The sequence below is a fragment of the Nitrosospira sp. Nl5 genome (genome assembly GCF_900102495.1).
GTDB lineage: Bacteria > Pseudomonadota > Gammaproteobacteria > Burkholderiales > Nitrosomonadaceae > Nitrosospira.
Genome location: NZ_FMVQ01000014.1, coordinates 18449 through 38298, shown reverse-complemented (window position 1 = coordinate 38298; position 19850 = coordinate 18449). Strand labels below are relative to the sequence as shown.

At 53.1% G+C, this 19850-nt stretch carries 21 protein-coding genes; 11 read left to right on the top strand and 10 right to left on the bottom strand.

The features are described 5' to 3' along the window. Positions 1–142: 142 nt before the first annotated feature. Positions 143–829: an ABC transporter ATP-binding protein gene (locus tag BLP45_RS12240; protein WP_090372772.1), complete on the bottom strand. Its 687-nt coding sequence runs from the start codon at positions 827–829 to the stop codon at positions 143–145. On the opposite strand from BLP45_RS12240, the gene BLP45_RS12235 reads away from it, so the two are divergent. After that, complete coding sequence (locus tag BLP45_RS12235; RefSeq protein WP_090372771.1) at positions 828–1499, top strand: arylesterase; 672 nt, start codon at positions 828–830, stop codon at positions 1497–1499. The two genes, BLP45_RS12240 and BLP45_RS12235, sit on opposite strands and share 2 nt — an antisense overlap. A gap of 175 nt (positions 1500–1674) precedes the next feature. Then, a complete protein-coding gene (locus tag BLP45_RS12230) occupies positions 1675–2187 on the top strand; it encodes a universal stress protein (RefSeq protein WP_090372804.1) in 513 nt (170 codons plus the stop codon). 79 nt (positions 2188–2266) lie between these two features. On the opposite strand, the gene BLP45_RS12225 is transcribed toward BLP45_RS12230, so the two are convergent. Then, the gene (locus tag BLP45_RS12225) at positions 2267–3070 is read right to left on the bottom strand and encodes an outer membrane protein assembly factor BamD (RefSeq protein ID WP_090372770.1); all 804 of its coding nucleotides are present in this window, start codon (positions 3068–3070) and stop codon (positions 2267–2269) included. 1 nt (position 3071) lies between these two features. Here BLP45_RS12225 and rluD point away from each other — a divergent pair, with 1 nt between their 5' ends. From rluD to BLP45_RS12175, 9 genes are all read left to right on the top strand, one after another. After that, complete coding sequence (gene rluD / locus BLP45_RS12220) at positions 3072–4109, top strand: 23S rRNA pseudouridine(1911/1915/1917) synthase RluD (protein ID WP_090372769.1); 1038 nt, start codon at positions 3072–3074, stop codon at positions 4107–4109. Next, positions 4106–4873 (top strand): peptidoglycan editing factor PgeF, encoded by a 768-nt coding sequence (gene pgeF, locus BLP45_RS12215; RefSeq protein WP_090372768.1) that lies wholly within the window; start codon positions 4106–4108, stop codon positions 4871–4873. The genes rluD and pgeF overlap by 4 nt, the downstream gene beginning before the upstream one ends. A gap of 282 nt (positions 4874–5155) precedes the next feature. Further along, on the top strand, positions 5156–5962 hold the full coding sequence (locus BLP45_RS12210) for a ZIP family metal transporter (RefSeq protein ID WP_090372767.1): 807 nt from the start codon (positions 5156–5158) through the stop codon (positions 5960–5962). Between the two features lie 105 nt (positions 5963–6067). After that, the gene (gene rimO / locus BLP45_RS12205; RefSeq protein ID WP_090372766.1) at positions 6068–7405 is read left to right on the top strand and encodes a 30S ribosomal protein S12 methylthiotransferase RimO; all 1338 of its coding nucleotides are present in this window, start codon (positions 6068–6070) and stop codon (positions 7403–7405) included. Positions 7406–7772: 367 nt separating this feature from the next. Next, complete coding sequence (locus BLP45_RS12200) at positions 7773–8261, top strand: hypothetical protein (protein WP_256327814.1); 489 nt, start codon at positions 7773–7775, stop codon at positions 8259–8261. Between the two features lie 965 nt (positions 8262–9226). Continuing rightward, positions 9227–10366, top strand: coding sequence for an MlaE family ABC transporter permease (locus BLP45_RS12190; RefSeq protein ID WP_090372764.1), 1140 nt, complete (start codon positions 9227–9229; stop codon positions 10364–10366). A gap of 126 nt (positions 10367–10492) precedes the next feature. Then, entirely contained in the window at positions 10493–11290 is a 798-nt protein-coding gene (locus BLP45_RS12185; RefSeq protein WP_090372763.1) for an ABC transporter ATP-binding protein, read from the top strand. Positions 11291–11299: 9 nt separating this feature from the next. Further along, a complete protein-coding gene (locus tag BLP45_RS12180; protein WP_090372762.1) occupies positions 11300–12220 on the top strand; it encodes an MlaD family protein in 921 nt (306 codons plus the stop codon). Next, positions 12217–12864 (top strand): ABC-type transport auxiliary lipoprotein family protein, encoded by a 648-nt coding sequence (locus tag BLP45_RS12175; protein WP_090372761.1) that lies wholly within the window; start codon positions 12217–12219, stop codon positions 12862–12864. The genes BLP45_RS12180 and BLP45_RS12175 overlap by 4 nt, the downstream gene beginning before the upstream one ends. Before the next feature lie 50 nt (positions 12865–12914). Here the strand turns inward: BLP45_RS12175 and BLP45_RS12170 are convergent, their stop codons facing one another. The 8 genes from BLP45_RS12170 to BLP45_RS12135 all read right to left on the bottom strand — a co-directional run bounded on the left by BLP45_RS12170 (position 12915) and on the right by BLP45_RS12135 (position 19849). Further along, positions 12915–13589, bottom strand: a complete 675-nt coding sequence (locus BLP45_RS12170; RefSeq protein ID WP_090372760.1) for a DUF4197 domain-containing protein — start codon at positions 13587–13589, stop codon at positions 12915–12917. Between the two features lie 64 nt (positions 13590–13653). Further along, on the bottom strand, positions 13654–14598 hold the full coding sequence (lipA, locus tag BLP45_RS12165) for a lipoyl synthase (RefSeq protein WP_090372759.1): 945 nt from the start codon (positions 14596–14598) through the stop codon (positions 13654–13656). Further along, positions 14588–15298: a lipoyl(octanoyl) transferase LipB gene (gene lipB, locus BLP45_RS12160; RefSeq protein ID WP_090372758.1), complete on the bottom strand. Its 711-nt coding sequence runs from the start codon at positions 15296–15298 to the stop codon at positions 14588–14590. The genes lipA and lipB overlap by 11 nt, the downstream gene beginning before the upstream one ends. 37 nt (positions 15299–15335) lie before the next feature. After that, positions 15336–15644, bottom strand: a complete 309-nt coding sequence (locus tag BLP45_RS12155) for a YbeD family protein (RefSeq protein WP_371128754.1) — start codon at positions 15642–15644, stop codon at positions 15336–15338. Between the two features lie 79 nt (positions 15645–15723). After that, positions 15724–16584 (bottom strand): D-amino acid aminotransferase, encoded by an 861-nt coding sequence (locus BLP45_RS12150; protein WP_090372756.1) that lies wholly within the window; start codon positions 16582–16584, stop codon positions 15724–15726. A gap of 50 nt (positions 16585–16634) precedes the next feature. Then, complete coding sequence (locus BLP45_RS12145; RefSeq protein WP_090372755.1) at positions 16635–17774, bottom strand: D-alanyl-D-alanine carboxypeptidase family protein; 1140 nt, start codon at positions 17772–17774, stop codon at positions 16635–16637. 161 nt (positions 17775–17935) lie between these two features. Beyond that, the gene (locus tag BLP45_RS12140) at positions 17936–18280 is read right to left on the bottom strand and encodes a hypothetical protein (RefSeq protein ID WP_256327813.1); all 345 of its coding nucleotides are present in this window, start codon (positions 18278–18280) and stop codon (positions 17936–17938) included. Positions 18281–18322: 42 nt separating this feature from the next. Continuing rightward, complete coding sequence (locus tag BLP45_RS12135; RefSeq protein WP_090372754.1) at positions 18323–19849, bottom strand: helicase HerA-like C-terminal domain-containing protein; 1527 nt, start codon at positions 19847–19849, stop codon at positions 18323–18325. Position 19850 lies beyond the last annotated feature (1 nt).

The following is a 19850-nucleotide window of genomic DNA, read 5'->3' as shown; positions in this document are numbered from 1 at the left end:
GTTTGAGAGATAACTTCCATCAAAGGGCGCTTTACCCAAATCTATTTGAATTGTGGGCAAAAAAATGAAGCGTTATCCCCCGAAAGGGGAAGCATTCCGTTCCATTTCTCCGCATCCGCTTCCAGCAGGATTGTTGCATCCATCAACTTACAATCTTTCCCCCAGCCAACCGTATCCGCCATGAGCAGCGACTGGAGATGGCTTCGTCATGTGTCACCAGAACCAGGGTGGTGCCGCGCTCTCGGTTCAGCTCAAACATGAGCTCTATAATTTGCGCGCCTGTGATGGAATCCAGGTTGCCGGTAGGCTCATCGGCCAGCAGCAATTGCGGTTGCGTGACAAATGCGCGCGCAATGGCGACACGCTGTTGCTCGCCGCCGGAAAGTTGCCTTGGATAATGCTTCAGACGCATTCCCAGCCCGACGCGTTCAAGCAGCTCCAATGCAGCGATGCCTGCCTTATTTGAACCGGCAAGCTCCAGCGGCAACATTACATTCTCAATCGCAGTCAATGCGGGCAGCAACTGAAATGACTGGAATACGAAACCCAGCATGCGTCCTCGCAACGCGGCGCGTGCGTCTTCGTCCAGCAAGAAAATATCCTCTCCGCCAAGATGAACCTTCCCGCTGGAGGGCGTATCTAACCCTGCTAGCAGTCCCAGCAATGTCGATTTTCCCGACCCCGACGCTCCCACTATCGCAACGGAGTCGCCGGCATTTACTTCCAGATTAATGTCCTCCAAAATGGTAAGCTGCTCGTCACCGGTGCTGACTTGCTTGGTCAAGGCAGTTGTCTGCACAATAGGCCATCCAACAAGGTTATCTGTCATGAAAAATTTCCTGATTATTCTGTATATATTATCAAGTGTCTCGGCCGTCCACTCGGGGACGGCAGCCGTGCCCGCGTCCGCGGCCACACCCGCAACGACTACTATCATGGTATTTGGCGATAGCCTGTCTGCCGGCTATGGCCTATCGCAGGATGCAGGATGGGTCAGCCTGCTGAAAAAACGGCTGCAAACGCAATCACCGGTCCACCTGATCAATAACAGCATCAGTGGCGAAACCGCGGTGGGCGGACGTAATCGCATCGAGGAAGCACTTAAAATCCACCGCCCTGACATTGTCATTATCGAACTTGGTGGAAATGACGGGTTGCGCGGTGCATCCATCGAATCGATTCGTGACAACCTCGAAGCCATCATTGAAGCCTGCCAGCGAAACAAAGCCACGGTGCTGTTAGCCGGAATGCAGCTTCCACCCAATTATGGCATAGCATACACGCAAAAGTTTCAGGATATTTATCCGCAACTTGCGAAACGTCACCGGCTCAAACTGGTGCCATTCCTGCTGGACGGTTTTGGCGACAAACGCGAATTTTTCCAATCCGACGGGATACATCCGAATGCAGACGCCCAGCAAAGAATCGTGGAAAATGTATGGAAAGTATTACGCACAATGCTCAAATCCCAGCAGGAAGTCGCTCATGGGGGCACCTGAAACGCTACATTAATCGTACTCGGGTCTTCGAACCTAAAGAATCAAAGCGAAAAAGTGACTGCGCGCTTTAGCGTCGATTTCTTATTTCCTATTTCCTTTCAATCCGGACAGGATGCCAGCGGCCGTCCTGATTCCCTGCCGCCTGAGGATACTTATCATCGGGAAGAAAGAAATCATGGATAGCTATCAACATATTTTACTGGCCGTTGATGTTTCGGAACATGACGATCAGGTCATACGAAAAGCAAAGCATCTGGCAGACATTTTTCATGCAAAATTGAGCATTATCCACGTGCTGGACGATATCCCGATGCCGGATACAGCCTATGGCACGATCATTCCCCTTCATGAAGTTTCATCATATGAATTGCTGGAGAAAGAGAAATCCAGCTTCATGCAAATCGGTAATCGGTTGGGCGTCGACGCATCTTGCCGATGGATGGTCTGGGGAGTGCCTGAAGAGGAAATCGTCCGGATTGCCGAGCGGGAGCATATCGATTTAATTATTGTTGGCTCACATGGACGTCACGGTCTCGCTTTATTGCTGGGATCCACAGCAAATAGCGTGCTGCATCATGCCAAATGCGATGTGATGGCAATCCGCTTGCGGGAAGAAACGGGGCGCGAGCAATCCATCAGGGAAAACGGCGAACGCTCAATCACGAATCTAAATCCTGAAATTGCCTGATGCGGACAGGCTGGTCTTGAAGAATCGAAAGTGAAGCATGACTGGCTAAGCGCAGACTTTGAGAGTTGGAAGGACTGTGCTACCAGAACTTCCACCAGGAGTCGCCTGTCGCCGCGGTCGAGTCGGGAAAAAATCGGCTGTTGGGGAAATTCTTTCTCATCACACGTTCGGCATCGTCACGCAAATCGGTCATTCCCAGTGCGTCGTAAGCTTTTATCATGATGAATAGCGCTTCTTCCGTAGCCGGGGTCTGCGGATATTCCTTCAGGCAATATTGCGCACGATTGGCGGCCGCGACATAGCCACCTCGCCTCATGTAATAGCGCGCTACCTGCACCTCGCCCAGCGCGACCACATTAACCAGGTGCTTCATGCGCTGCACCGCATCCGGTGTGTATTTGCTATTGGGAAAACGCGTGACCAGTTCTCTGAAATTCTCAAACGACTCGCGCGACGCCTTCGGATCGCGCTCGCTCATATCCTGATTGAGAATTTTTTCCGATACGATACCCATCAGCCCCAAGTCATCGTTAAAATTCGCCAATCCTTTAAGATAATAAGCATAATCCACGTTCGCATGATTCGGATGCAGCTTGATGAAACGGTCGGCAGCGGCTATAGCCGTGGCCTGCTCGCCATCTTTGTAATGGGCGTAGCCAATTTCAAGCTGCGCCTGCTGCGCATAGCGCCCATAAGGATAACGCGCTTCGAGGGCTTCGAATAATTTAATAGCCGCCGAGTAATTTCCACTGTTCATCTCCGTTTTTGCTTCGGAATAAAACTTGCTGGCAGACCAACTCTTCTGGTCTCCCGCGTCCTTGGTCGATAGCAGACCGCAGGCCGATAGCAACAACGTCAGAAATAAAGCTAAACTACGCGACATAATGAATTCACAGGAAAATAAGAACGAACGTTCCCATTATAGCGCAAAGCTTATATTGCCTGAACCGGCCGAAATCGTCATCGAACTGACAATTCCCCCGGACTACGCTGGCATGCGGCTTGACCAGGCTCTTGCGTGGCTGCTGCCGGATTGGTCCCGAAGCCGCTTGCAAGCATGGATTCTGGAAAAACGGATAAGTCTGGACAACGGAGAGGCCATTCCAAAACAGAAATTGCGGGGTGGGGAAAGGATACAGGTCAGGCGGCCACAAAGCCAACCTGTCGAGACCGCTTATGCCCCCGAAGCCATCTCACTCAATATCGTCTATGAAGATCATTTGATCATAGTCATCAATAAGCCCGCCGGACTGGTTGTGCACCCCGGTAGCGGCAACTGGCAGGGCACCATGCTGAATGCGCTGCTCCATTACGCCCCGCAATTGAGCGGAGTCCCTCGCGCGGGCATTGTTCACCGGCTGGATAAAAATACCAGCGGTCTGCTGGTCGTAGCGAAAACCCTGGAAGCACAAACCAGCCTGGTGCGGCAACTGCAAAAACATAGTGTGAAGCGCGATTATCTGGCGCTGGTGCTAGGCGATGTTTCGGCTGGTGGATGGGTGAATGCACCGGTTGGGCGGCACCCGGTACAGCGTACAAAAATGGCGGTAACCGTAGGCGGCAAGGAGGCACGTACCCACTACCAGGTACTGGAAAAATTTGATGGGTGCACCTTGCTCCGATGCAGCCTGGAAACAGGGCGTACCCACCAGATTCGTGTGCACATGCACTCCATTGGGCATCCGCTGGTAGGCGATCCAGTCTATGGAGGCAAGCCGAAAAAGGCCTCGAAAGGAAGCGAACCGCTGATTGCCGGCTTCTCAAGGCAAGCACTGCATGCACAAAGACTGGAATTATCTCATCCACAACATGGGAAGCGAATGATGTGGGAAGCGGCGCTGCCCGAGGATATGAACAGGCTCCTGTTAAGTCTGCGGCAACATCGGGACCAAAGCAACTTACCCATCAATTTGCCAGCATGAACGACTGGATCACTCCCGGCTGGCCCGCACCCAGCAATGTTAAAGCCGTGTTTACCACGCGTCAGGGCGGAATCAGCAGCGGGCCTTACGCCAGCCTCAATTTGGGCGACCATGTTGGCGACGAGCCATCAACCGTCAAACAAAACCGGGCGCTGTTGCGCCGCATCTTGCCAGGCGAGCCTCGATGGCTGAAACAGGTACACGGCACGCTGTCAGTCCGAATCGATGGGGATGATTGCACGGCTCCATGCAACGCCGACGCCGCATTCACCCAACGTGCTGGAAATGTCTGCGCGGTACTTGTCGCCGACTGCCTGCCGATACTATTGTGCGACCATGGGGGCACCATAGTCGGCGTAATCCATGCGGGCTGGCGCGGATTGGCGGGGGGAGTAATCGAACGCACGGTATCGGAGATAGGCCAGATAGACTGTCGGGGTGATATAAAGACCCATATCATGGCATGGCTCGGGCCGGCCATCGGTCCTCACCATTTTGAGGTCGGAGAGGAGGTGCGGCAGGCCTTTGTCGAATGCGACAAGGAGTCCGCTATCGCCTTCATGCCGCACCAGGCGCATCGCGGCAAATGGTTCGCCGATCTATTTCTGCTTGCGCGACAGCGGTTGACGAAAGCCGGCGTGGCCGAGATTTACGGTGGGGGCGAGTGTACCTTCAGTGATCCAGCACGGTTTTTTTCCTACCGCCGTGACGGCAATACCGGGCGGATGGCAGGATTGATCTGGCTGACTGACGAGCTGTCGTAGAATCCGGCACGCTTCCGATAGGAGGTATCCTGAGTTTCACAGTTCCTCCAGAGAGAATCTTATAATATACGCTATCAGCGCCTTATCGCTGTCACCTGGTTTTTTGCATCCTGCAAGAGCGTATAATCCCGCATTTTCTTCTAAACGCGTTTAAACCTAAACCGGTGGTTGACCGCCCATTTTTCAATTTGACATCGTGATCCGAAACCATTCTTTTCGCCGCCTGATTTTCAGCTCTTTGGCGAGTCCGCTACAGCGCGTCCAATTGCCGTATCCGGGTTAATGTCTATTCTCGGCTGGATCATTGTCACCACCTTGTTTGGCGGCACATTAAGCGTGCTGTTTGCGGCCGCGCTGACCCTCAACACGCGTGTTTCGTGGGTACAAATGCTGATTTCATATGCTATCGGCGCGCTTCTGGGAGCCGCTTTTCTCAACGCGCTGCCGGAAGCGCTCGAGCTTTCGAAAAATCCGGCACAAATGACCGGCACAGTGCTGTTCGGCATCCTGTTATTCTTCATCCTGGAAAAACTGGTTCTGTGGCGCCACTGCCACGTTGAAGAATGTGAGGCGCACGATCCCCTGCATGGTGTCGCCGTGGTTGAGGCCGCAGCTCCAAGCAGTCACGATAATGGCCGCAGCGGCTTGATGATCATGCTGGGTGACACATTTCACAACTTTGTCGATGGCATACTCATTGCCGCGGCATTCATGGCGGATGTGCAACTGGGCATCGTCACTTCCATCGCTATAATCGCCCATGAAATTCCGCAGGAAGCCGGTGATTTTCTGATTCTGCTCAACTCCGGCTATACGCGCCGGCAGGCATTGCTTTTTAATCTCTTGTCCAGTATTGCAACGCTGATTGGTGGCCTGCTGACCTACTTCATGTTGCAAGACATGAACCACCTCATCCCCTCACTGCTGGGACTGGCTGCCGCCAGCATGATTTATGTGGCAATGTCCGACCTGATTCCGGGCCTCCACAAGCGCCCTGAAATCGGCGCGACGATTCAGCAAGTCGCGCTGATCACCCTGGGCATCAGCTCCATCTGGCTGGCTGGCAGCCTGTTCGCACACCCGGCGTGAGTTTTCAGATGGCACAAAATCGTTAAACCCAAGCCGGTTTTCATATGCGGAAGGTATCTCCCTTCCGATTTATTTTTTCATCCCCTAACCATATTTTCATATCCCATGCCCGTTCTCAAACACCCATCATCCAAAGTCGGTTTTGTCTCGCTCGGTTGCCCCAAGGCACTCGTGGATTCCGAGCAAATTCTTACTCAGTTGCGTGCCGAAGGCTACGACATTTCCCCCTCTTATGAGGACGCCGACCTGGTAGTCGTCAATACTTGCGGCTTCATTGACAGCGCCGTGGAAGAATCGCTGGATGCCATCGGCGAGGCATTGGCGGAAAACGGCAAGGTCATCGTCACCGGCTGCCTTGGCGCCAAGGACGGCGGCAACGTAGTCAAACAAGCCCATCCCCAGGTGCTCGCGGTCACCGGTCCGCATGCTTTGCCGGAAGTCATGGCCGCGGTACACATGCATCTGCCGCAGCCGCATGACCCCTTTACCAGCCTGATCCCTCCGCAGGGAATACGGCTGACACCCAGGCACTATGCTTATATCAAGATCTCGGAGGGCTGCAATCACCGTTGCACCTTCTGCATTATCCCCTCCATGCGCGGCGACCTGATCAGCCGCCCGGTCAATCAGGTCATGCAGGAAGCGGAAAACCTGGTCAACGCCGGTGTCAGGGAATTGCTCATCATTTCGCAAGACACTAGCGCCTATGGCGTCGATGTGAAATATCGCACCGGTTTCTGGCAAGGCAGACCGCTCAAAACCCGTATGACCGAACTGGTACGCGCGTTGGGTGAATTCGGCGTTTGGGTACGGCTGCACTACGTCTATCCGTACCCGCATGTTGATGAAGTGATACCGCTAATGGCGGAGGGAAGAATTCTGCCGTATCTGGACGTGCCGTTTCAGCACGCAAGCCCGAGCATTTTAAAAGCGATGAAGCGCCCCGCCAGTTCGGAGAATAATCTGGTGCGCATCAAGCAATGGCGTGAAATTTGCCCGGATATCACGCTGCGCAGTACCTTCATCGTCGGTTTTCCCGGCGAGACTGAAGCAGAGTTTGAACAACTCCTGGAATTTCTCCAGGAAGCGCAACTGGACCGCGTCGGCTGCTTTGCCTACTCACCAGTGGCAGGAGCGGCAGCGAACACTCTATCCGATCACGTTGCGGAAGAAGTGAAAGAGGAACGCCGTGCCCGCTTCATGGCGGTGCAGGAAAGAATCAGCACCGCACGCCTTACTCGAAAAATCGGCAAGCGCATGACGGTGCTGGTGGATGAAATAGAAAAAAACAAAGCCATCGCCCGGAGCACTGCCGACGCCCCCGAGATTGATGGCGTGGTGCATATCAGCCACGCGAAAAATCTGAAGTCCGGTGAGTTTGTCGAAGTCGAAATTACCGGTGCCGACGCCCATGATTTATGGTCGAAAATAGTGGTTGCATAACCTTTACCACTCAAGTGCCTGCATTCATGGATTTCGCCGCGTCCTGCACACGATCGTAGCAGCTCCCACTTTTCTGAAATATAAACAGCCAGGGCGGGCGTGAAATAAAACCGATAAAGCGATCAGCAAGGGTAGAAATGGCCCACATATTATGGCTCGAGGATGACCAGTTGTAGTTTAGGACAGTTGTGGGTTGTGACGTTATCAGTTTGACGCTTGGATTCTATTCGTTTGAATCAATTCACGGTGAGTGGGGTCAAACTTGACTATTGCTGAGCGTGGGCGTGGGCATTGAGAGATCTCTGAATGGCCCGTGTTGATAGAGAGACTGAGTTCCAACCTTTAAAACCTTGCCCGGGAGATTAATTTGAAAAAGATTCTTGCCATAGTTCTCAGCTTTATCACCATGACTGCGACGGCGAATGAGATTGATAAACGTCAGGTTCTATCCATCACCGAGATCCAGCGAAACCACGTACTCACGGAAATGCGTGCCTTTCTGGCAGGAACGCAGGGTATCCTGGACGCGCTCTTAAGGGAAGATATGGCGGCGGTAGCCAAGCACGCACGTCCGCTTGGCATGAGCATGGCGCATAAAGGTGAGGATCATCTCAAGGAGGTTCTGTCGAAGGAATTCATGCATCTTGGCATGTCGGTACATAAGGATTTCGATCAAATAGCTGCTGATGCGGAGTCTTTGAAAGATCCCAAGCATACACTACGGCAATTGAGCGAATCCATGAAAAAGTGCGTTGCGTGTCACGCCGATTATCAGATTCGCATCAAGGAGCGGCCTGCCAGGCTAGGCGGCGCTCAGCCCTCACATAACCAACATCAGCATCAGCATCAGCATTAATAACGCAAATCGCTTCGAAGGCGCGCAATCCAGACCAAATTCAACTTGATTGGTATCGTCCAGGCGAAGAAATTATGACGGGGATAGCGGGCTAAACACTTGCGTTGTTGCCATGAAGAGGCCAGGTCAACCGCCAGGGCGCCTTGGCCGCGGAAGTGCGGAAATTTCATGGACGGGAGGCTGGAATGCGGGTGCAATCGTAGAGCATGTCAGCAATGCATTGGCCAGAAAGCTATAGCCAGCGTGATTCAGGTTACGGAAAAAATAATCAGGATCGGAGTAACATTTCATGTCTGAGAATATTACCCTGACCCTGATTCTACTATTGTTATTATTATTGTTTTTATTATTGTTATTGTCCCTGCATTATTGTTGTCCTTTCACTACCCTTCGATTTTTTGTTCCCTAATCTGAGGGCGGCGCTGACAGAGTTCCATCGCTAACCGTTCCGTCCTCCCGCAATCAACTTTTTCATTTTTGTTCTCCATGTCCCTGTAGAGCTTTCCAACCAAGTAAAGCAAGTACCATGCCATATTTTTTAGAAATGTAGGAACAGACGGTTATCGAGATTATTTGAACAGGAAATTCCATAGTGTAAGTATTTCCGGCACCGGCAGCACCATGCTCAGTGTTAGGCATAATCCACAAGGGATAATGGCGGCGGAAATTAAAACAGATGGCGCGAAAATGGTGTTCCGATACCTGAAACGTCTCCACTCAAGATGGGAACTCACTGGTTCTCTGCTGGTTGAACCGGACACTGCAAGCCGAAAAGTTGACCTGAAAACATTGAATGAGTTCTACTAGCGGGAAATCGCTGCGTGCGAAAGGCTCAAAAGGATCTTGTCCAAATGAACGGGACACTTTTACAAAGCTATAGAGCAGAAAACGGTGAAGGGCTACGAACGCTCGATTTACCGTATTTATCATATTTAGCATATGGTTAATATTACCCGGACCCAATCATGATTCCGGAGAATCAAAACAACAATTCGTCGATGGTATTACGTCGTGTAACCGGCGATAGCGGCACGCCTCGTTTAATGCTCAGCGGCAATTGCACGATGACTGCCTTGGGACGACGGCTCCATGCATTGTCCGCAGAACTTGTTGCCTATGCCGCGGATCCTGAACTACAGTGGGATTTGACTGGCATTGCCCAAATGGATGATGCCGGTGCGGTGCTGCTATGGCGAGCCTGGGGTTCGCGTCGCCCTCCGAATTTGTTGTTGCGGCCGGAGCAGGAGAGACTGTTTGATCGCATGAAGGAGGCGCCCGTCCCCCCCGCCCCCATTCCACGTGACATGCTATGGCCGGTAGCCGTGCTGGGAAAGGCTGTTTTTCTATTGTGGGAACATTTAACCGGCCTGGTGATATTAATTGGCCAGATGTTGCTGGATGTAAAATATCTGGTCGGTCATCCGGCGTACATTCCGTGGCGGGAGATTTCCGCAAACCTGTACCGTACGGGCGCGCAAGCGCTGGGTATCACTGCGCTGGTGGGATTTCTCATTGGCGTGGTGCTGAGTTTTCTCTCCTCCAGGCAGCTACAGATGTTTGGCGCCGACATATTTATCATCAATATCCTTGGCGTCAGCATCATTCGTGAACTCGGGCCGATGCTCGCCGCAATACTGGTGGCAGGACGGTCGGGTTCTTCCATGACTGCGCAATTGGGAGTGATGCGGGTAACCGAGGAACTGGATGCGCTGACCGTGATGGGAATACCGCATAGTCAACGGTTGATCCTGCCAAAAGTTATTGCGCTGGGGATAGCGATGCCGCTGGTGGTGCTATGGACCAGCGCCGTCGCATTACTGGGAGGAATGGTTGTTGCCGAAATTCAGTTAGGGTTAAGTTATCAATTTTTCTTGAACAAGCTTCCGGACGTTGTACCTGTTGCCAATTTGTGGCTAGGGTTGGGGAAGGGCGCGGTGTGCGGCATGGTAATAGCGCTAATTTCCTGCCATTTTGGCTTGAGAATCAAATCCAATACCGAGAGCCTGGGTGAAGGCACCACAAACTCGGTCGTGACTGCAATCACCGTCGTGATTATTATCGACGCGATTTTCGCCATCGTTTTTTCCAACGTTGGGCTAAGGTGATTACTCTGAATCCGGCAGTCGACCGCTCATTCTTCGGTTTACGCTATGATCCAGAAAGACTTCTTGCGTTACTTGATCTTCACCCTTATGGTGAGTTTGCTACAACTGCCGGAGTAAGATAATCCCATGACCAACGGAGAGTGCGTTATCAGGCTTGAAGGACTGCATACCCGCTTCGGCCGGCATGTCGTGCACGAAGACATTAATCTTTGCGTACGCCGTGGGGAAGTAATCGCGCTGGTCGGTGGTTCCGGTAGCGGCAAGACCGCGCTGATGCGGCAGATGCTGGGCCTGGAGGTACCGGCACAAGGCACGGTTAGGGTTTTCGGCGAACCCTTGCATGGCCACGACCGCAAAAAATTGCAATCCATGCGCAACCGCTGTGGAGTGTTGTTTCAAAAAGGCGCACTATTCAGCGCGCTATCGGTATACGACAATATCGCGCTGCCTATGCGCGAGTTGCGCACGCTGGACGAAGGCATGATACGCGATCTGGTCATGCTTAAACTTAAAATGGTGGATATCGAAGCACGGCATGCAAGCAAGATGCCGGCCGAGCTTTCCGGAGGCATGATCAAACGCATTGCCTTGGCGCGCGCCATGGCGCTGGATCCCGAACTGCTGTTTCTCGACGAGCCCACCGCCGGACTCGATCCGGAACTCAGCGAGGGATTCGTTGAGCTGATCCAGACGATGCGCACCGAATTGACGCTCACCATCGTCATGGCGACGCATGATCTGGATACGCTGGTAGCGCTTTCCGACCGCGTTGCTGTCCTGGCGGATCAGCGTATCGTGGCGCTTGGCAGCCTGCGGGAAGTGGTAGGAGTGGATCATCCGTTTATCACAAAATTTTTCCGCGGTGAACGTGGCCAGAAAGCACTGGGACAGACGGGGTATGTCATGGCTGGCGATGTTTTATAAGGAGCTATTATGGAAAACCGTGCCCACGCCCTTGCAGCGGGTTTGTTCGTAATTTTTCTGAGTGCGGCCGTAGCGGCCGTTGCGATGTGGTTCACCGGAGGAACCGCGACACGCGACAAATATCTGCTGGTATCGGAATTCCCTATTACGGGGTTGAATCCCCAGGCCGTGGTACGCTATCGTGGGGTGAGCGTGGGAAAAGTAGAGAATATCCGTCTGGATCCGGAAGATCCGCATTCCATTCTCATCCGCATTGCTGTCGATCGGGACCTGCGGTTGACAAAAAATGCATACGCTCAGCTTGGCTACCAGGGCTTGACGGGCCTTGCGTTTGTACAGCTGAATGACGAAGATGGCAAAGCTGAAAGATTACAGACCGACCCGAGCAACCCTGCACAGATCCCCTTTCGCCCCTCGGCCCTGGATAGCATAACCAACTCCGGACAGCGCCTGCTCAGTAATGCAAACGTTTTGATAGAGCGATTGAACTCACTCCTTAATGAACAAAACCAGACAAGGTTTTCGCACATACTGGAAAATACGGAGACCGTGACGGGCCGTTTGCGCGGTGCGGTCAGCCAGTTGGAGCCTGGACTCAAATCCTTACCCGTGCTGGCGGCCGACGCAAGTTCGGTGCTGAAACACGCCGATCAACTGGTCATCGATCTTAACCAGGTTACGGCAAAAATTAACCAGCAGGGAGGGCCTATTGACAGCCTCTCCCAAACCGCCGGAGAGCTTGCCGATACCATGCATAAACTCCGTGAGGCAACTGAAGGCATCACGCGCAACACTCGCAGTGTGGATCGCTTTCTTTTGCAACTTGAAGAGCAGCCCCGAAGTTTGCTGTTTGGCAGATCGCCGCCGCTCCCGGGACCGGGAGAAAATGGTTTTGTACCGCCCAACGCACCGCAGGGAATTCCCCAATGAGAAAATTTCTATTTCCGATTCTTGCAATGATGCTGCTTGCCGGATGCGCGGCAACCAGGACCCAGGCACCAGTGGCAATATATGACTTCGGTCTGCAGGGACTATCCGCTTCACCGAACGCGCCGGATACGCCCCCCCAGCCGCGGTTATCGGCAAGCCTTTCGGTTGCAGTGACTTCGCCTGCATGGCTGGACAGTACGGCAATTCAATACCGTCTGGCCTATCACGATCTCGCACGATCGTATATCTATGCCAGCAACCGATGGGCTGCAGCACCCGCAGCCTTGCTCACGCAGCGGATTAAAGCGCGTGTTGCCGCCGCCAGCAATGACGGCGTGGTAAGCGCCAGCGACGGCACACAGACAGATTATGCAGTACGCCTCGAGCTGGAAGAATTCACTCAGGTATTTGATACAGTCGACCAAAGTCGTGCTGTGGTCAGGTTGCGCGCTAGCCTCATCGAGAGAAGCACGCGTCTGTTGCTCGCTCAGCGCAGCTTCAGCATGGAGCAAGCGGCGCCTGCAGCCAACGCCGCGGGCGCGGTACACGCCTTGACCGAAGCGAGCGACAAACTGATCGGCAACCTGATTGACTGGCTTGCCGAGAAGCTACCGGAAGAAACGAAAGAACGGCGGAATTCCTGATTGATATAAAAGAACAGCGATTGGCGGTAAGCACTGTGATTTCCCATTCGTCATTTCAATGAACCAAACACTTCTTGCAGCAGCTTGCTGCCCTGATCCATCGGGTTATTACGAATGAGGCTTTCTTCTTCCGCCATCATGGTGTAAAGACCATCCAGCGTTTTTTGTGTAACGTAGCTTTCGATGTTGGCGTGTTTTTCCGGCACGAGACCAAATTTCGCACCCTTGCCGGCAAACTCGTTATATTTCTTGAGCAGACCCACCTGATCTGTCGCATTCTTTACGATTGGCAGGAATTTTTGAGTCATCTCCTCCGAAGTGTTGTTGCGGAAATACTCGGTGGCCGCATCATCATCACCCGCAAGTATCTTTTTAGCGTCCTCTATCGACATCTTCTTCAATGCATCCATCATCAGCGGCGCGGCTTCCGCTGATGCTGTCTCCGCTGCGCGATTCATGACCACGATCAACCCTTCCGCGTACTTGCTCATGCCCAAAGAGCGCATGGGCTTCTCCACTTTCTGTAGCGCTCCGGGCAGCGGAATTCTGACTTTGGGGTTCTCAAGAAATCCGTTTTTCACCGCCAATTTATCTACTGCTGCATTGATACTTTGCCCGAGCGCTTGCTTCAGGCCCGCGGTCGCATCTTCATCGGAAAGGACACTGATTCCCGTAGCAAAGGCCGGCATGGAAAGGAGAACAAAAAAAGCAGCAATGGTACGCATCGGAGAAAACTCCTATTGGGGTGTCTACTTCATTATCCGGAAATCCTTCATTATGAATTAGCGGTCATGCTATGCCTGCTTCATGAGCCTGCTGATCGGCATGATAACTGGAGCGCACCATCGGACCGCAGGCAGCGTTGCTGAAACCCATTTCGATCGCGGCACGTTCGAATTCCTTGAAACCGTCCGGTGGCACATAACGCAACACGGGTAAATGTCCGCCACTGGGTTGCAGATATTGGCCGATTGTAAGCATTTCGACATTATGTTTGCGCAGATCGCGCAGCACTTCAAGAATTTCATCGTCGGTTTCTCCCAGGCCCAGCATTAATCCAGATTTTGTGGGAATCTCCGGGAAACGCGCCTTGAATTCTTTCAGCAATTTGAGTGAATGTGCATAATCCGCGCCAGGACGGCACTGCTTGTAGAGACGTGGCACAGTTTCAAGATTATGGTTCAACACATCGGGCGGACAGGCGAACAATTTTTCCAGCGCGACTTCCAATCTTCCACGAAAATCCGGCACAAGAATTTCTATTTTTGTCCGTGGGGAATGAGCCCGCACCTGACGTATGCAATCCACGAAATGCTGGGCGCCGCCGTCACGCAGATCATCGCGGTCAACGCTGGTGATGACCACATATTTCAGCTTCATGGCGGCAATGGATTCCGCCAGATGCAGCGGCTCCTTCGCATCCGGTGGCAACGGTTTGCCATGTGCGACGTCGCAGAAAGGACATCGGCGAGTACAAAGGTCGCCCAGGATCATGAAGGTAGCGGTACCCTTGCCGAAACACTCGCCGATATTAGGGCAGGAAGCTTCTTCACAAACCGTATGCAGTTTCTGTTCCCGCAAAATTCGTTTGACTTCGTAGAATTCCTGGCTGTTGGAAGAGCGTACACGGATCCACGACGGTTTACGCAGCACCTCGCTGGGGGGTTGCGGCACAATTTTAATTGGATTACGCGCGGTTTTAGCCGCGCCTTTCTGGCGAGTTTCAGTTGTCATGACAAAAAGATTCAGTCCTTGATAAGGTCACAGCTCGGTTTTCGGTTCCCAAAAGTCTTGCCTGCAATTTATCGACAAGTTTACTGCTCAGCGTTTCCAGCCTGTCGGATATCCCGAGATCTCTGGTTTGCGTTATCCGCAAACCCGAATAGCCGCAGGGATTAATTGCGTCAAATGGACTGAGGTCCATGTCCGCGTTGAGAGCAAGGCCATGGTAGCAATAGCCGTTTTTTATTTTCAGGCCCAATGCTGCAATTTTAGCGCCCTCCACATAGACGCCCGGCGCATCCACCCGCCCTTCGGCATGAATGCGGTACTCCCGCAGTAAGTCTATCACGGCACCTTCCATTTTTCTGACCAGCTCGCGCACCCCCAGTTTGCGGCGCCGCATGTCCAGCAGCAGGTAGGCAATAATCTGGCCGGGACCATGATACGTAATTTGTCCGCCGCGATCTGTCCGGATGACGATAATGCCGTCGTTGTGAAGCAAGTGTTCCGGTTTGCCTGCAACGCCTTGGGTATAAACAGGCCGATGCTGCAACAGCCAGATTTCATCAGGCGTATTCTCCGTGCGTGATGCCGTGAAATCTTTCATCATCCGCCAAGTGGAAAGATAGTCTGCCAAGCCAGTATATCTGATCTTGATATTCGAACTTTCAGCAGCGCGCCCAAGGCTTGATTCCAGGAACGAGATGTCCATGTTAAGGGTACCTGGAATTATTCGAAATTCAGAACAGTCATAGCACCATCACGACCATTGGATGCTCGCCCAGCTCCTGATATAGCGCATCCAGTTGCTCACGGGAAATCGCGCGAATAGTGCAGGTGAGACTCAGATAAGTATTTTTCTTGCTGATCCTGACTTCCAGGCTGGCCTCCTCAAAATCCGGGGCATGGCGTTTCACGATCATAAGCACCCCCTGGATAAATACCTGCCGATAGTGCTCTGTTGACGCAGTAATGGAAGTACCCCAGGCAGGGGGCGAAAACGTGTCCCGTTTCCGGCCAGTAATCGGTCTGACCGGTAAACCATCCACGCGCCCCATGATTTTAATGGGAAAATCGCATGGATACTCGATCAAGGAGGGTTGGGTAGAATTATTCATGGGCTCGGGACTCCCAGTCTTAAAATTTCGCGGCGCTGCCTCGCATGACAGTCATCTTGTAATCCTGGTAGAGCTGGTACAGCAGGGCGAACATCGATCCCGGTTTGCCGTCGCCAACCGGTTTGCTGTCAAGACGGGTGATTGGCATGATCTCTTTCGTTGAGGATGTCAGCAAGAGTTCCTGCGCAGTACGCACTTCATACTCGGAAACCGATCTCACTTCATGCGGGATTCTATTTGTGGCCGCCAGTTCCAGCACAATATCGTAGGTGATGCCGGGCAACATCAAATTATTTTTGGGCGGAGCCAGCAAAATCTCGTTTTTTACCACAAAGATATTGCTCGCTGCACCCTCGGTCATGAAGCCTTCGCGCAGCAATACTGCTTCCACCGCGCCCGCATCAATTGCCATTTGTCGTAACAATACATTGGGTAACAACGAAATTGCCTTGATATCGCAGCGTAACCATCGGTTGTCACTGGTTGTAATAGCGGCAACGCCTGTGGCAAGCAGCTCTCTCGGCGGCGCCAGCAGGGGGTTGCTCATAATGAATACCGTGGGAACCACATCCTTGGGAAAAGCATGGTCGCGCCTAGCCACACCGCGGGTGACGTGCAGGTAAAGATACTGATCGTCACTTTCGTTACCGGCAACGATTTGCTCCACCAAGCTGCTCCATTCCTTGTCCGAATGTGGATTCAACAGCCGGATACCGTCGAGGCTATTCTGCAGGCGGAGCAGGTGTTCCGCCAGGCGAAAAGGCTTGCGGGAGTATACAGGGATGACTTCGTATACACCGTCGCCAAAAATGAAGCCCCTGTCCAGTACTGGAATACGGGCTTCCTCGATAGGCATGAAATCACCGTTGAGATAAATCATAGGCTAAATTGAAAAAAAAGATCCACGCCGGATTTACGTACTAACTCGCTCTAATTAAATAACAATTGCATACTATCCCAGGCACGGCCAAAGATATTTGCTACACCCACCGTTTCCAGCGCTACCAGCGGATATTCCGCCATCGGCTTGCCGTCGAGGGTAAACTTCACCCTGCCCACTTTTTGTCCCGCATTGACAGGAGCAATCAAAGGCTGCTTATACTCCACCCTGGCTTTCAGTTTATCGGACTGGCCCTTGGGGAGAGAAAAATAAATATCATGACCGAACCCTGTCTTGAGTTTGTTCTGTGCACCTTTCCATAGCTGGATAGCGACCACCTCATGCTCCTTTCGATACAGATGTACGGTATCGTAGAATTGGAAACCATGATTCAATAGGCGCTGGCTTTCGATGGCGCGCGCGTTTTCGGAGGATGTTCCCATCACCACGGAAATCAACCTCCGCTCGCCGCGTTTGGCCGAAGTAATCAGGCAATAGCCAGCTGCTTCGGTATGACCTGTCTTGAGGCCGTCCACATTGGGGTCGAGCCACAGCAAGCGATTCCGATTAGGTTGCGTGATCTTATTGTAGGTATACTCCCGCAACGAATAAAGCGGGTAGTATTCCGGAAAATCACGGATCATGGCCGCCGCCAGCAAAGAGAGGTCATATGCGGTGGTGTAATGATCAGGATGCGGCAAGCCAGTGGAATTGACGAAACGAGTGTTCTTCATGCCCAGGCGTCCCGCCTCCTTGTTCATCATTGCCACGAAAACAGCCTCCGAGCCGGCAACAACTTCCGCCAATGCGATGCATGCATCATTGCCGGACTGCACGATCATGCCGCGCATTAACTCGTCAACCGTCACCAGTTTGTTGGGCTCTATGAACATGCGCGATCCTTGCGTGCGCCACGCGCGCTCCGACACGGGCACGACTTGCGTCAAGGTAATGCTTTTCTGCCGGAGGGCCGAGAAGACAATATGCGCTGTCATCAATTTGGTAAGCGACGCGGGTTCAACACGCTCGTGAATATTTTCGCTGGCCAGTGTCTGCCCACTTTGAACATCGGCGAGAATGTAAGACTTTGCGGCTATGGACAATGCGGGTTGCGGCGCCACATACTTGGGTTGCTGGGCGACGGCGGGGAACGCCAGGAAATAAAGCAATAGCGGGAGTAAACGCTTCATGGGAAGGTGCAAAAAAACGCTATTATATCTCAGACGCGTGGAACACGTTGCCCCGGGTCTTCCTTCCATGGCGGCAGGTCAGAAGCATTATGCCGAGTGGTAAGAACAAAAACGGCCGGTCGCCTGCAGCCGATATCCAGCATGATTGCAAGCTATTGCTGCTACGGTTTGCCCCGGCACAGGCTAAATCCGTCGTTCCAGCCCATCCGATATTGATTGTCGGCAGCAAAACGGCGTTCATTCTTTAGTCCATAGGAAGTTTTCTTGGCAGTTTCGCAGCCGTCAATATAGCCGTCCTTGAAAGCGGGCGAGTAGCCGGTAAGATTATAGGCAGGCCGTGTGCTTGTCGGTAGCGGTCCTGAAGGGCGCTGATCCTGCCCGATTGTTGTACAGCCGGCAACGAAAAAAATCAAAAAAAGTACCGCACTCAAACGCATCGCTGTCTCCCCCTGCCTGATTGGAATCCGCTTGCGCTGCCGTCTATCGGCGCTGATAGGCAGCTGCACTTATTTTGCTGCATTTGCGAACAAATTGCTGTGTATGAATTGTCAACGGCCGCGTCCGCTACCGAAGATGCCTCCTAAAATACCACGGAAGATCTCGCGGCCGACCCGAGAGCCAATCGAACGCGCCGCACTTCTGGCAGCCGTATCGAGAATACCAGGGTGGTGCCCCCCGCGCGGGCCAGTTTTGCTGAACAGCATATCGCCCAGCATGTCCATCATGCCTCCTCCACCGGAGGCCCCCGCTGGGACGCCTCCCGCCTGCGGCGCTGCTTGGTCCTCCAGTCCCTGCTTGACCGCGGTTCGGCTTTTGATTATTTCATATGCCGATTCGCGATCCACGAGTTGTTCGTAGTGACCAAAAATAATGGACGATTTGATGATTGCCGCCCGTTCCGCATCGGTGACCGGGCCTATTCTTGATGCAGGCGGCAAGATGAACGCCCGCTCAACAATGCCTGGACGACCATTCTCATCCAGCAACGACACAAGCGCTTCGCCGACGGAAAGTTCCGTGATTGCTTCCTCGGCATCGAAATCCGGGTTGGCGCGCATGGTTTGGGCGGCGGCCCTGACCGCTTTCTGGTCACGGGGCGTAAACGCGCGTAGCGCGTGCTGCACGCGGTTGCCAAGCTGGCCTAAAACACGCTCGGGAACGTCGAGTGGATTTTGTGTCACGAAATACACGCCGACTCCCCTGGAACGTATCAATCGCACCACCTGCTCGATTTTCTCAAGCAGCTGCCTGGGCGCTTCGTTGAACAGCAGGTGGGCTTCGTCAAAGAAGAATACCAGCTTCGGTTTCTCCAGGTCGCCGACTTCCGGCAGATGCTCGAACAGTTCAGACAATATCCAAAGCAGGAACGTCGAATACAGCTTGGGTGAATTCATCAGTTTCTCGGCGACGAGAATATTGACTACGCCCCGGCGCTTGCTGTCGGTCTGCATCAGATCGTTGATGTCGAGCATCGGTTCGCCAAAGAAGTTTCGCCCCCCCTGTTGCTCGATCTCGAGCAGCGAGCGCTGGATTGCGCCGATCGAGGCAACTGAAATGTTGCCATATTGAATAGTGAAATTCTTCGCGTTATCGCCGACAAACTGCAACATCGCGCGCAGGTCTTTCATGTCGAGCAGTAGCAAGCCGTTATCGTCCGCGATCTTGAATACCAGCGCCAGCACACCCTGTTGCGTGTCGTTCAGATTGAATAATCGCCCGAGCAGCAGCGGTCCCATATCCGAGACTGTTGCGCGCACCGGATGCCCGGATTTTCCGTAGATGTCCCAGAACGTGACCGGGCATGCCGCCCATTCCGGCGCGCCAAGTTTGAGCTGTGCAAGCCGTTCTTTTATTTTCGGTGAACTCGCGCCTGGCGCAGCAAGGCCTGACAAGTCGCCCTTGATGTCGGCCATGAATACCGGCACGCCAATCGACGAGAATTGTTCGGCCAATACCTGCAGCGTAACGGTCTTGCCCGTTCCAGTCGCTCCGGTGATCAATCCATGCCGATTGGCGAATCCGGGGAGCAGAGCGATTTCATGGCTGGAGCGTGCGATCGGTAACGGCTCTGGCATA

Bases quoted from the DNA above. Each gene is read 5' to 3' on its own strand.
- BLP45_RS12230 (WP_090372804.1), top strand. From the start codon at position 1,675: ATGGATAGCTATCAACATATTTTACTGGCCGTTGATGTTTCGGAACAT.
- rimO (WP_090372766.1), top strand. From the start codon at position 6,068: ATGCCCGTTCTCAAACACCCATCATCCAAAGTCGGTTTTGTCTCGCTC.
- BLP45_RS12235 (WP_090372771.1), top strand. From the start codon at position 828: ATGAAAAATTTCCTGATTATTCTGTATATATTATCAAGTGTCTCGGCC.
- BLP45_RS12170 (WP_090372760.1), bottom strand. From the start codon at position 13,589: ATGCGTACCATTGCTGCTTTTTTTGTTCTCCTTTCCATGCCGGCCTTT.
- BLP45_RS12225 (WP_090372770.1), bottom strand. From the start codon at position 3,070: ATGTCGCGTAGTTTAGCTTTATTTCTGACGTTGTTGCTATCGGCCTGC.
- rluD (WP_090372769.1), top strand. From the start codon at position 3,072: ATGAATTCACAGGAAAATAAGAACGAACGTTCCCATTATAGCGCAAAG.
- lipB (WP_090372758.1), bottom strand. From the start codon at position 15,298: ATGGACATCTCGTTCCTGGAATCAAGCCTTGGGCGCGCTGCTGAAAGT.
- pgeF (WP_090372768.1), top strand. From the start codon at position 4,106: ATGAACGACTGGATCACTCCCGGCTGGCCCGCACCCAGCAATGTTAAA.
- BLP45_RS12240 (WP_090372772.1), bottom strand. From the start codon at position 829: ATGACAGATAACCTTGTTGGATGGCCTATTGTGCAGACAACTGCCTTG.
- BLP45_RS12150 (WP_090372756.1), bottom strand. From the start codon at position 16,584: ATGATTTATCTCAACGGTGATTTCATGCCTATCGAGGAAGCCCGTATT.
- BLP45_RS12145 (WP_090372755.1), bottom strand. From the start codon at position 17,774: ATGAAGCGTTTACTCCCGCTATTGCTTTATTTCCTGGCGTTCCCCGCC.
- BLP45_RS12175 (WP_090372761.1), top strand. From the start codon at position 12,217: ATGAGAAAATTTCTATTTCCGATTCTTGCAATGATGCTGCTTGCCGGA.
- lipA (WP_090372759.1), bottom strand. From the start codon at position 14,598: ATGACAACTGAAACTCGCCAGAAAGGCGCGGCTAAAACCGCGCGTAAT.
- BLP45_RS12185 (WP_090372763.1), top strand. From the start codon at position 10,493: ATGACCAACGGAGAGTGCGTTATCAGGCTTGAAGGACTGCATACCCGC.
- BLP45_RS12210 (WP_090372767.1), top strand. From the start codon at position 5,156: ATGTCTATTCTCGGCTGGATCATTGTCACCACCTTGTTTGGCGGCACA.
- BLP45_RS12190 (WP_090372764.1), top strand. From the start codon at position 9,227: ATGATTCCGGAGAATCAAAACAACAATTCGTCGATGGTATTACGTCGT.
- BLP45_RS12155 (WP_371128754.1), bottom strand. From the start codon at position 15,644: ATGGGGCGCGTGGATGGTTTACCGGTCAGACCGATTACTGGCCGGAAA.
- BLP45_RS12135 (WP_090372754.1), bottom strand. From the start codon at position 19,849: ATGCCAGAGCCGTTACCGATCGCACGCTCCAGCCATGAAATCGCTCTG.
- BLP45_RS12180 (WP_090372762.1), top strand. From the start codon at position 11,300: ATGGAAAACCGTGCCCACGCCCTTGCAGCGGGTTTGTTCGTAATTTTT.